At 67.6% G+C, this 12289-nt stretch carries 10 protein-coding genes; all 10 read right to left on the minus strand.

What is annotated here, in order from left to right; all coding sequences use genetic code 11:
- Positions 1–10: 10 nt before the first annotated feature.
- Positions 11–1180: a cell division protein FtsZ gene (gene ftsZ / locus A39O_RS0130035; RefSeq protein WP_020508346.1), complete on the minus strand. Its 1170-nt coding sequence runs from the start codon at positions 1178–1180 to the stop codon at positions 11–13.
- A 255-nt stretch (positions 1181–1435) separates the two neighbouring features.
- Positions 1436–2671, minus strand: a complete 1236-nt coding sequence (ftsA, locus tag A39O_RS0130040) for a cell division protein FtsA (protein ID WP_020508347.1) — start codon at positions 2669–2671, stop codon at positions 1436–1438.
- A 7-nt stretch (positions 2672–2678) separates the two neighbouring features.
- Entirely contained in the window at positions 2679–3791 is a 1113-nt protein-coding gene (locus tag A39O_RS40085) for a cell division protein FtsQ/DivIB (protein ID WP_020508348.1), read from the minus strand.
- Positions 3784–4707, minus strand: coding sequence for a D-alanine--D-alanine ligase (locus A39O_RS0130050; protein WP_020508349.1), 924 nt, complete (start codon positions 4705–4707; stop codon positions 3784–3786). The genes A39O_RS40085 and A39O_RS0130050 overlap by 8 nt, the downstream gene beginning before the upstream one ends.
- Positions 4707–6215, minus strand: a complete 1509-nt coding sequence (gene murC, locus A39O_RS0130055) for a UDP-N-acetylmuramate--L-alanine ligase (protein ID WP_020508350.1) — start codon at positions 6213–6215, stop codon at positions 4707–4709. The genes A39O_RS0130050 and murC overlap by 1 nt, the downstream gene beginning before the upstream one ends.
- Positions 6212–7291, minus strand: coding sequence for an undecaprenyldiphospho-muramoylpentapeptide beta-N-acetylglucosaminyltransferase (gene murG, locus A39O_RS0130060; protein WP_026199855.1), 1080 nt, complete (start codon positions 7289–7291; stop codon positions 6212–6214). The genes murC and murG overlap by 4 nt, the downstream gene beginning before the upstream one ends.
- Positions 7276–8484 carry a putative lipid II flippase FtsW gene (gene ftsW, locus A39O_RS0130065; protein WP_020508352.1) on the minus strand — a complete coding sequence of 403 codons (1209 nt, stop codon included), beginning with the start codon at positions 8482–8484 and terminating at the stop codon, positions 7276–7278. Before ftsW ends, murG begins: the two co-directional genes overlap by 16 nt.
- Positions 8481–9836: a UDP-N-acetylmuramoyl-L-alanine--D-glutamate ligase gene (murD, locus tag A39O_RS0130070; RefSeq protein WP_020508353.1), complete on the minus strand. Its 1356-nt coding sequence runs from the start codon at positions 9834–9836 to the stop codon at positions 8481–8483. The genes ftsW and murD overlap by 4 nt, the downstream gene beginning before the upstream one ends.
- Entirely contained in the window at positions 9836–10918 is a 1083-nt protein-coding gene (gene mraY / locus A39O_RS0130075; protein WP_020508354.1) for a phospho-N-acetylmuramoyl-pentapeptide-transferase, read from the minus strand. Before mraY ends, murD begins: the two co-directional genes overlap by 1 nt.
- Before the next feature lie 11 nt (positions 10919–10929).
- A complete protein-coding gene (locus tag A39O_RS0130080) occupies positions 10930–12279 on the minus strand; it encodes a UDP-N-acetylmuramoyl-tripeptide--D-alanyl-D-alanine ligase (RefSeq protein ID WP_020508355.1) in 1350 nt (449 codons plus the stop codon).
- Positions 12280–12289: the final 10 nt, after the last annotated feature.

A 12289-nucleotide genomic window follows, 5' to 3' on the forward strand; every position in this document is an offset into this window, starting at 1 on the left:
TCGCCGAGGGTCAATCAGCCTGGCGACGCAGGAAGGCCGGGATATCCAGATAGTCGAGATCGTTATCGATCGCCTCGGCGGTATTGCCGCCCGCGGTTGCCCCCTTGCGGTAGATTGCCGGACGCCGCTCCATTTCGGCATAGTCCGGGCGGCTGTCGTCGCTTTCCGCGGGAACCAGGCGCATGTGCGGTTCGTCGCCGCTCTGACGCATGATGGAGATGCGGCGCGCCCCCAGGCCGGTGGCGACGACGGTCACACGCAGTTCGTCTTCCAGGTCATGGTCGATGACGGTGCCGAGGACGACGGTCGCGTCGTCGTCGGCGAAGTCGCGAACGGTGTTGCCGACTTCGTCAAACTCACCCATGGTCAGACTTGCGCCGGCGGTGATGTTGACCAGAATGCCCTTGGCGCCCGCCAGGTCGATGTCCTCCAGCAGGGGGCAGCGGATGGCGGCCTCCGCGGCCTCGCGGGCCCGATGCTCGCCGCTGGCGGCGCCGGTACCCATCATGGCGACCCCCATCTCGGACATGACGGTCTTCACATCGGCGAAGTCCACGTTGATGAGTCCGGGACGGGTGATCAACTCGGCGATACCGCGCGTGGCATTGAGCAGGACGTCGTTCGCCGATTTGAAGGCCCCCAGCAAGGTCATGTCCTTGCCGAGTACCGCGAGCAGCTTCTCGTTCGGGATCGTGATCAGCGAGTCGACATGCTTGGCCAGATCGGTGATGCCGTCCTCGGCAATCCGCCGCCGCTTGCTGCCCTCGAAGGGGAAGGGCTTGGTGACCACGGCGACGGTCAGGATACCCAGTTCTTTGGCGACCTCGGCAACCACGGGTGCCGCCCCGGTGCCGGTGCCCCCGCCCATGCCGGCGGTGATGAAGACCATATCCGCGCCGGCCAGGGCCTCGGCGATGCGCTCACGGTCCTCGAGCGCGGCTTGTTTGCCCACCTCCGGGTTGGCGCCGGCGCCCAGACCCTTGGTGATTCCCGAGCCCAGTTGCAGGATGGTCTTGACCTTCAGGCCCTTGAGCGCCTGGGCATCGGTGTTGGCGCAGATGAAGTCCACCCCCTCGATGGTGGACTCGACCATATGATTGACCGCGTTGCCGCCGCCACCGCCGACGCCGATGACCTTGATCACCGCATTCTGGCTATGGGTATCCATCATTTCGAACATCGTTGCATCTCCCCTGAGTGTTGTAGGTAACCGAAAAAGCCTGAAACCCCGTTCGTTCCCGCCCATGGCGGAACCGCCCCCCCGACTCGGCACGGGCGCTCGCGCCCCCGTGCCACGGAGCCGCAGCTCGCGGCCCCTCAACTGATCGTCCGCACGTGCATCGTGCATCGCCGGTACCGCCCGCGCGCGTCCGACAGGGCGTCGGCACGCTCCTGAGCCCGGTCGCAACGGCCGGCGGCTGGGCACAGCCCACGGCTAAAAATTGCCCCGGAACCAACTGCCCATGCGTGACCAAACGCCTTTGATGCCCCCGCCGGCACTGAGGTCGGGACGCTTGGCAAAGCGGTTCTGGCGGGCATAGATCAGCAGACCGACGCTGGTGGCAAAGACCGGGTTGCGCATCACCTCATCCATACCGATGACATACTGGGGTGTGCCCAGGCGAACCGGCATGTGGAAGACTTCCTCCGCCAGTTCGATCAGGCCCTGCATCTTGGAGCTGCCGCCGGTGAGCACGACACCGCCGGCGACCAGGTCCTCAAAGCCGCTGCGACGCAACTCATTGCGCAGCAGGGTGAGCAACTCCTCGTAGCGTGGCTCCACCACCTCCGAGAGCGTCTGGCGCGAGAGCCGCCGCGGCGGGCGATCGCCGATACTCGGGACCTCGATGGTCTCACTGCCGGTAGCGAGTTGGGTGAGGGCACAGGCGTGCCGGATTTTGATCTGCTCCGCATGCTGCGTGGGTGTGCGCAGCGCCACCGCGATGTCGTTGGTGACCTGATCGCCGGCGATCGGGATCACCGCCGTATGGCGGATGGCCCCGTCGGTGAAGACGGCCATGTCGGTGGTGCCGCCCCCGATGTCGACCAGGCACACCCCCAATTCCTTCTCATCCTCGCCGAGCACCGAATAGGAGGCACTGAGTTGTTCCAGGACCAGATCATCGACCTCCAGACCACAGCGGCGGATGCACTTCAGGATGTTCTGGGCCGCACTGACCGCACCGGTGACCATGTGCACTCGTGCCTCCAGACGCACGCCGCACATGCCGATCGGTTCGCGGATGCCCTCCTGGTCGTCGATGATGAATTCCTGAGGGAGGATGTGGAGTAGTTGCTGATCGGCGGGGATGGCGACGGCCCGCGCGGAGTCGAGCACCCGATCCACATCCGCCTGGGTGACTTCGCGGTCCTTGATCGGCGTGGTGCCATGAGAATTGAGGCTGCGGATATGGCTGCCGGCGATTCCCGCGTGGACCGAGTGGATCTCGCATCCGGCCATCAGTTCGGCCTCTTCCACCGCGCGCTGAATGGACGCGACGGTGGACTCGATGTCCACCACCACGCCTTTCTTCAGACCACGGGACGGATGGGTCCCGACCCCGATGATCTCGATCTGGTCATCGTCTTTCAGTTCGCCGACCAGGGCGGCGATCTTGGAGGTGCCGATGTCCAGGCCCACCAGCAAGTTCTTGTCGTTACGTCGTGACATGCCGTTGTTAACCCCGTTTGCCTGTTCGCTCTTGCGGCGTCGCCCCCGGGCGTGCGGGACCCACCTGTGTTAGTGCCGGCGACGCCGTCCGGGTCGCGGCCCGCGCGGCCGGCTGGGTCGGTGTCGCTACTTTTGGTTTGGTTGTTGTCCCGGCCTTTGGTTTGACCGCGCCCGCCTTTGGCTGGGCTGTCGGTGCACGCGCCTTCGGCGGGGTCGCTGTCGGCGTCTTCGCACGCGCTGCCGGTTTCGGCTGAGACTTCGCCCGCTGTTGCCCCGGCGCCTTTGGCTGGCCCCGCGCCTTTGCCTTCGTCGGCGACTTCTGCCGGGTTGGGGACTTGGTCTGCACCGGTGTTTCCACCGGTGTCTCCAGCGCCGTCTGGCGCGCCCATCGCACCGCGAATCCGTTGCTGTAGCGCAGGTCCACTACCTCCGCCCGGCCGGCCGCATCCAGTTGCGGTGCCGCGCCGATGAAGCGCGCAAGCCGTTCTTCGATATCGCTGTTGCCCAGTTCGAGGCGCGCTCTGGAGACCAGTCCGACGCGCCAGGCCCCGCGGGCGTCCACCGCCAGGGTGTCGATCAAGTGACCCGCCAACATCAGTTGGTCGCGCCACTGGAGATAGCGCTGGACCAGTTCAGGGGCGCGCTGCTCGTCGCCTTCAAGCATCGGCAATCCGGCCGGAATGGTGCCGGTACTGGGTCGAAATACCACGCCATCGGCCGTCACCAGCCCGTCGCCCTTCCAGCGTGCAACCGGTTTGTGTTCGTTGACCCGCACTTGGAGCCGGTCGGGCCAGACGCGGCGGATGCTCGCCCCGCCCACCCAGGCCAGTTCCTCGGCGGCGCGCTTGAGATCCGCCAGATCGGCGGTCAGGAAGCCGCCATTCAGCCGCTCGACCAGGGTCTGCCGTAATTGCTGCGATGAGTGATGATGTAATTCGCCCTGCACCTCGATCATCCGCACCGGCAGCAGCCGTGGTTCCCAATAGCCGAAGGCCCAGACGCCGCCGGCCATGACCGCCAGCAGGAGGACGCCGGTCAGGGCGCGCAGACGCGCCGGCCGGGTGGCCGTCGGCGTCGGTTCCTGGAGATTCGGGAGGATGGCGGCGACAGATTCAGACACGGTTCAGACTCGTCTCCAGGATGCGGATCACCAGCGATTCGAAGTCGATTCCCGCTGCGCGGGCGGCCATCGGCACCAGACTGTGATCGGTCATCCCGGGCACCGTATTGATCTCCAGCAAGTAGGCGCGGCCCGCGTCGTCGACCATCAGGTCGACACGACCCCAGCCGCTCGCACCGACCGCATCGAAGGCATCCAGGGCCAGTTGCCGCAACGCCTGCTCGTGCGCTGCCGGCAGCCCGCAAGGACAGTGGTAACCGGTGTTGTCGGCCCGGTATTTGGCGTCGTAATCGTAGAAGGCGTGCGGCGTTTCCAACCGGATCAACGGCAGTGCCGTATGCCCGAGGATCGCGCAGGTATACTCGGCGCCCGCAATCCAGCGCTCCGCGAGTACCAGCGAGTCGTAGGTACGCGCCAGTTCCCAGGCTGCCGCCAGCGCCGCGGCGTCCGTGACCCGTGCCATGCCGATACTGGAGCCTTCGCGCGCGGGCTTGACCATCAGCGGGAAGCCGATGGCCGCGGCCGCCGCCAGGTCCGCATCGGTGCGCAGCAGGACCGATTCCGCCGTCGGGAGTCCGGCGCCCGCCCAGGCGAGCTTGGTCCGGTATTTGTCCATCCCGAGCGCCGAGCCCAGCACGCCGGAGCCGGTGTAGGGCAGCGCGATGGTCTCCAGAAAGCCCTGGATCACCCCATCCTCACCGCCGCGTCCGTGCAGGATGATGAAGGCGCGGTCGAAGTCCCCGGCGCGCAGTTGCTCCAGAACGGTGTCGTCCGGGTCGAGCGGATGCGCGTCCACCCCGCGGGCGCGCAGGGCGTTGAGCACCGCATTCCCGCTGTTCAGGGAGATCTCACGCTCGGCGGCGCGCCCGCCCAGCAGGACGGCCACCTTGCCGAAGGTCTTCGGTTGCGCTGTCATTACACTCCCTCCCCGCTGCCGATCCGCTCCGGGTGCGGCAGGCGATCGACCAGTCCCGCACTGTCCCCAAGCGAGGCGTGGCCTGGATGGTTCATTAAGAGTCCGGGCAGGCGGGCCGCCAGGCTGCCGATGTCACCGGCGCCCATCAGCAAGACCAGGTCGCCGTCCTGGAGGAGGTTGCCGAGCAGTGTCGGGACCTCGCTGAGGTCCTGTGCGAAGATCGGGTCGAGGACGCCGCGGGTGCGGATGGCACGACTCAGGGAGCGGCCGTCGGCACCGGCGATCGGCGCCTCTCCCGCCGGATAGACCTCACCCAGGATCAACAGGTCCGGAGTGGAGAGGACCTGGGCGAAATCATCGAATTGCTCCTGGGTGCGCGTATACCGGTGCGGCTGGAACACCAGCACCAGGCGGCGGTCGGGCCAGCCCCCGCGTGCTGCTGCCAGGGTGGCGGCAACTTCGCGCGGGTGGTGACCATAGTCGTCCACCAGTGTCAGGCGGCGGCCCATGGCATCGCGTACCTCGCTCACCACGAAGCGGCGGCCGACCCCCTGGAATCCCGCCAGCGCCAGGCCAATGGCGCCCTCGTCCACGCCGAGTTCCAGTGCGACGGCGATCGCCGCCAGGGCGTTCAGGACGTTGTGACGGCCGGGCAGGTTCAGCTCCACGGGGAAGGGCGCCGCGAGGTTCGCGCTGTGCACATCAAAATACATCCGCAACCCATCCTGCCGGATGTTTTCGGCACGCACATCCGCTTCGGGGCGGGTACCGTAGGTCCGCACCGGGCGCGGCACTTGCGGCTCCATGGCGCGCACCTCATCATCGTCGATGCACAACACGGCCAGCCCATAGAAGGGCAGGTGGTGCAGGAACTCCATGAAGGTATTGCGCAACCGATTGAAGTCGTTGCCGTAGGTCACCATGTGATCGGCATCGATATTGGTGACGATCGACACCATGGGCTGGAGATACAGGAACGAGGCGTCGCTCTCGTCGGCCTCCGCCACCAGATACTTGCTGGTGCCGAGCTTGGCATTGGCCCCGGCGCTGTTGAGCCGGCCGCCGATCACGAAGGTCGGGTCGAGCCCGCCCTCGGCCAGGATGCTGGCCACCAGGCTGGTGGTCGTGGTCTTGCCGTGGGTGCCGGCCACGGCCACGCCGTAATAGAAACGCATCAGTTCGGCGAGCATCTCGGCGCGGCGTACCAGCGGGATGCGGCGTGCGCGCGCGGCGATGATCTCCGGGTTGGATTCATCGATGGCGCTGGACACCACCACCGCATCCGCGTGCGTGACCTGCTCGGCGCGATGGCCGATGAAGACCGCGATACCCAGGCGGCGCAGGCGCGTGGTGGTCTCACTCTCGCGCTGATCGGAGCCCGTGACTTCGTAGCCCAGGTTGGCCGTCAGTTCGGCGATCCCGCTCATCCCGGACCCGCCCACACCAATGAAATGCAGGCGACGGACCCGGCCCATGTTGGCGGCAGTGTGGTGCAGATGGCGGTTCATGAACGGGCAAGCTCCAGGCAGGCGGCGGCGATCTGGTCCACGGCGGCCGGCGTGGCACGGGTGCGCGCCGCCTCGGCCATGGTGAGCAGCCGCGCGCGGTCGGCGAGTAATGTCTCAAGGGTCATGGCGAGTCCGGCCGGATCGAGGTCGTGCTGGATGATCAGGAGGGCCGCTCCGACCGCGGTCAGATAATGGGCGTTGCTGACCTGATGGTCGTCGACTGCATGGGGGTAGGGAACCAGGATCGCGCCAAGCCCCGCGGCCGCCAACTCCGAGATCGTCAGCGCACCGGCGCGGCACACCACCAGATCGGCCCAGGTGTAAGCCTGCGCCATGTCGCCGATAAAGGCGGTGACCTCGGCCGTAACCCCCGCCTGGCGATAGGCGGCGGCAGCCGCCGCCAGCGTCCGTTCACCGGCCTGGTGGCGCACCAGCGGGCGGCTCGCGGTCGGCAGCCGGGCCAGCGCCAGCGGCAGGGTCTCGTTGAGCGCCTGGGCGCCCAGCGAGCCGCCCACCACCAGCAGATGTGCCGGACCGGTGCGGCCGGCGAAACGCTCGCGCGGCGGCGGCAGTGCGGCGATCACGGGGCGTACCGGATTACCGGTCGCGATGGCGTTGCGGGCCTGCGGGAAGCTGCCGGGGAAGGCTTCGAAGACCCGGCTGGCGATGCGGGCCAGCCACTGGTTGGTCAGGCCCGGAATCGCGTTTTGTTCATGGATCACCAATGGTATTCCCAGGGCGCGGGCAGCCAATCCGCCGGGCCCGGAAACGAATCCGCCCATTCCGAGGATGACCGCGGGGCGGCGGCGGCGCAGGATGGTCCAGGCCTGTCGCAGTGCGCCGAGCAATTTGAACGGACCGCTCAGGATCGCCCCGAGCCCCTTGCCGCGCAGGCCGGCGATCTCGACCCACTCCATGTCGAACCCCTGTTCGGGGACCAGGCGCGACTCCATCCCGCGGCGCGTGCCGATCCAGAAGACGTCCGCGCCTTGGGCGCGCAGCGCCTCGGCAACCGCCAGGGCCGGGAAGACATGGCCGCCGGTGCCCCCGGCCATGACGCCTATGCACGCAGCCATGGTATCCCCCGCGGCAGCGTGGTCTCGGACGCCTCCTGGCGGACGGTCGCGTCGATGCGCAGCAGGATCGCGATCGCCACACAGGCCACGATCAGACTGTTGCTGCCATAGCTCAAGAAGGGCAGTGTCAGTCCCTTGGTCGGGAGCATGCCGGAGTTGACCCCGATGTTCACGAAGGCTTGGAGGCCGAGCCACAAGCCGATGCCCTGTGCCGTGTAACTGGCGAAACGCTGGCCGATGGCCTCCGCGCGGGCGCCGATACCGAAGGCGCGCCAGGAGATGAAGGCAAAGGCGCCGATGATGGTCAGCATCCCCGCCAGACCCAGTTCCTCCGCAATTACCGAGGCGAGAAAGTCGGTGTGTGCCTCGGGCAGGAAATACTGCTTCTGGATGCCGTTGCCGAGCCCGACGCCCAGCCATTCCCCACGTCCGAAGCCGATCAGCGCCTGACTGAGCTGGTAGCCCGAGGCGAAGGGGTCTTCCCAGGGGTTGAGGAAAGACAGGATGCGGCGCATCCGATACTCGGAGGTCAGGACCAGGAAGGCGAGCCCGGTGATGACGGTGCCGAACAGCACGGCGAAGGGCATGACGCTGACTCCGCCGAGGAACAGCATCCCCATGACCGTCGCCAGCATGACCGCCGTGGTGCCGAAATCCGGTTGTTTCAGGATCAGGGCGGCGGCGATCCCGATCAGGATCATTGGCCGGATGAAGCCGGCCAGTTCGGTGGTCACCGACTGCGCGTGGCGGACCAGATAGCCGGCGATGTAGAGCACCGCGAACAGCTTGACGAACTCGGAGGGCTGCAGGTTCAACGGACCCAGGGGGATCCATCGGTTGGCCCCGTTGACACTATGGCCGATGCCGGGAATCAGGAGCAGGATCAGCGACGCGACCCCAAGCAGAAAGAGCCAGACCCCGGAGCGCTCCCACCAACTGACCGGGAGCGTGAAAGCGAGGGTCGCGGCGCCCAGGGCCAGTCCCAGGGCGATGGCCTGCCGGACCACGAAAAAGAAGGGGTCTTTACAGCAGGTATCGCCGATGGTCATCGAGGCCGATGCCACCATGATGAAGCCGAACGACAAGAGTCCCAGCACGACCACCAGCAGCGGAAAGTCGAACGCCGCCGGGCGCTCGCGCCGCCGCCGGCCCGCGCTGCCCCAGCGTTTGGTCTGACGGGTCGCCGCGGTCATCGCGCTAACCTCCGGACCGCGTCGGCGAAGACCCGGCCGCGATGCTCGTAGTTGTCGAACATGTCGAAGCTGGCGCAGGCGGGTGAGAGCAGGACGGCATCGCCGGGGTGCGCCAGGCCGGCGGCCTGACGGACCGCGTCCTCCATGTCCGTCGCCTGGACCAGCGGCGCCAGACCGGCGATCACCTGTTCGATCAGCGGGGCGTCACGTCCGATCAAGACTACGGCCCGCGCGGCCCGGGCGACCGCCGGAGCCAGCGGGGCAAAGTCCGCGCCCTTGCTGTCGCCGCCCGCGATCAACACGACCCGGCCGTGACTGCCCGGCGTCATCAGTCCATCCAGCGCGGCCACCGTGGCACCGGGGTTGGTCCCTTTGGAGTCGTCAACCCAGCGCACCCCGGCGTGCGTGCAGACCAACTGACTGCGATGGGCCAGTCCGGGGAAGGTCCGCAGGACTTCCAGGCAGGGTGCGAGCGGCAGGTCGCAGGCCTCGGCCAGGGCGAGCGCGGCCAGGGCGTTGGCCTGGTTGTGCCGGCCCGTGATCAGGACCTCATCCGCGCGCAGCAGACGCGCGTCGCCCCGGCATAGCCAGTGCGCGCCCTCGACCTCGCACAACCCGTAGTCACCGGCGGTCGGCGTGCCCAGGGTAAAACCGAGTTCGCGCGCGCTGGTGCGCGCCATCGCCGCGACCCGCGGGTCATCCCGATTGACGACCGCCACCAGGGCGCGGTCATAGATACGTGCCTTGGCCGCCGCGTAGGCGGAGAAATCCGGATAGCGATCCAGATGATCGGCCGAGAGATTGAGCACCACGGCAGCCTGGGCGCAGAGCCCCGCCGTGGTCTCGAGCTGGAAGCTCGACAACTCCAGCACATAGAGCTCCGCCGTGTCGTCGAGCAGCTCCAGGACCGGTTCGCCGAGATTGCCGCCGACCCGCGCGCGCCGTCCGGCGCGCTGCGCCATCAGCCCCAGGAGTGTGGTGACCGTGCTCTTGCCGTTGGAGCCGGTGATGGCACAGATCGGTGCCCGCGCGGTCCGGACGAAGATCTCCACGTCGCCGATCACCGGCACCCCGCGGGCCAGCGCCTGCTGGATCAGCGGTTCAGCCACCGGGACGCCGGGGCTCACCACCAGTTGCTCGGCGGCGGCGAAGGCACCCGGGTCGAAGCCGCCGACAAAGACCGCCACCTCGGGGAATGCTTCGCGGATCTGGGCGAGTCCGGGCGGGTTGGGCCGGGTGTCGGTCACCGCCACCCACAGGCCCCGGGCACGCAGGAAGCGGACGCATGAGACGCCGGTCTTGCCCAGACCGACGATCAGCGTCTTGCCCGCGGGAAGTGGCGCGTGATTCATCAGCGGATCTTCAGACTGGCGAGTCCGACCAGGACCAGCACCACGGTCACGATCCAGAAGCGGACGATGACGCGCGGCTCGGGCCAGCCCTGCAGCTCGAAATGATGGTGCAAGGGAGCCATGCGAAAGATGCGCCGGCCGGTCAGCTTGAACGACAGCACCTGCAACATCACGGAGACGGTCTCCGCGACGAAGATGCCGCCCATGACGAACAGCACCAACTCCTGGCGCACCGCGACCGCCACCACGCCCAAGGCCGCGCCCAAGGCCAGGGCGCCGACGTCGCCCATGAAGACCTGGGCCGGATACGCATTGAACCAGAGGAAGCCGAGCCCGGCGCCGACCAGTGCGCCACAGAAGATGAACAGTTCGCCGACCTCTTTGATATGCGGGATACGCAGGTAGTTGGCGATCTCGAAGTGCCCGGCGGCATAGACGAAGATTGCGAGTGCCCCGGCCACCAGGACGGTCGGCATGGTGGCGAGCCCGTCCAGGCCGTCGGTCAGGTTCACCGCGTTGCTGGACCCGACGATGACCAGATAGGCCAGCAGGATGAACCAGGGGCCGAGCTGAAACGAGACGTCTTTCAGATAGGGAATGAGCAGCGCGGTCTCCGCGGGCGTGACTGCCGTGACATAGAGCGCGACCGCCGCGATCAGGCCGAAGACGGTCTGCCAGAGATACTTCCAGCGCGCGGCCAGGCCGCGCGGGTTCTTGAGAACCAGCTTCTTGTAATCGTCGACGAGGCCGACGGCACCGAAGGCCAGGGTGGTCAGCAATACGATCCAGACGTAACGGTTATGCAGGTCCGCCCACAGCAGGGTGCTGACCCCCACCGCCACCAGAATCAGTGCACCGCCCATGGTCGGCGTGCCGGACTTGGCCAGATGACTCTGGGGCCCGTCGTCGCGGACCGTCTGGCCGATCTTGTAGGCGCGCAGGCGTCGGATCATGGGCCGGCCGACCATCAGCGAGATTGCCAGGGCGGTCAGGGTGCCCAGGATTCCGCGTAGGGTCAGGTAACGGAAGACCGTGAATCCGCTTTCATAACGCGTCAGCCATTCAGTCAGAAAAAGCAGCACTCTAGACCTCTTTATGCGCCGCAGAGGGCGGTGACGATCCGTTCCATGCGCGCCGTCCGCGAACCCTTGACCAGGACCAGGTCATCAGGACGTAATACGGTTTGCAGATGGGTGATCAGCGCGCTCTGATCAGTGAAATGCCGCGCCCCCGGACCGAACGCGGTGCTCGCCGCGGCGCTCTGGGTGCCGACCGAGATCAGGTGCTCGACCCCGGCGGCCCGGGCCGCGGTGCCGACCGCGCGGTGCAGATCCAGCGACTGCGGTCCCAACTCGCCCAGATCCCCCAGGACCAGCCAGGGCCGCCCGCGCAGACTCATCAACACCGCGATGGCGGCATCGAGCGAATCCGGATTGGCGTTATAGGTGTCGTCAATGACCCTCCGGCCGTTGCTCAGACGCGGACAGAGCCGTCCCGGGACCGGGGTCAACGCGAGCAACCCGGCGCGCACCGCCGCGAAGCCAACCCCCAAGGCCAGCGCCGCGGCTGTCGCGGCCAGGGCGTTAAGCACGTTGTGTAAACCGGCGAGCCGTATCTCCAGCGGGTAGTCCACGCCATCCTGGACCGCCACGAAGCTGGTCCGGAATCCGTCCTCAGCCCAGCCCACCTCGACCGAGGCGCGCGCTGCACTGAGATCCGCCGGTGCGTCCAGGGCGAACGTACGCAGGGTGCGGCCGGCCGCCAGTTCCCGCCAGAGGGGGGTGTAGGGCGAGTCTCCGGGGACGATGAAGACCCCGTCTCCGGCCAATCCATCGGCAATCTCGCCCTTGGCGCGAGCCACTCCGGCCACGCTGCCGAAGCCCTCCAGATGGGCGCGTCCGGCGTTGGTGATCAGTGCCACCTCCGGCCGGCCGATGGCGGTCATGTAGGCGATCTCGCCCGGGTGGTTGGCGCCCATCTCCAGCACCAGAAAGGCCTCGTCGCGGGCGGCCAGCAGGGTCAGCGGCATCCCGATGTCGTTGTTCAGGTTGCCCTGGGTGGCGCGGGTCGGGCCGGCCTGGGACAGTATGGCCGCGAGCATCTCCTTGACCGTGGTCTTGCCGTTGCTGCCGGTGACCGCGGCCACCCGGCCCGGGAAGCGATCACGCCACGCCGCGGCGAGCCGTCCGAGACCGGCACGCGTGTCGTCCACGATCCACTGGGGCAGGTCGAGCGCCAGCGGATGATCCACCATGGCCGCGGCGGCGCCCCGGTCGCGCGCGGCCGCCACGTAGGCGTGACCATCGAAGCGCTCGCCGCGCAAAGCCACGAACAGTTGTCCGGTGCAGTCGCGACGACTGTCGGTTCCGACACTGCTGAAGGCGGTGTCGGCCCCCCGGGTTTCACCCCCGGCGCGCGCGGCAGCCTGCGTCAGCGTCCACATGGGCAAGGGC

It is taken from the genome of Lamprocystis purpurea DSM 4197 (genome assembly GCF_000379525.1).
Taxonomy (GTDB): Bacteria; Pseudomonadota; Gammaproteobacteria; order Chromatiales; family Chromatiaceae; genus Thiodictyon; species Thiodictyon purpureum.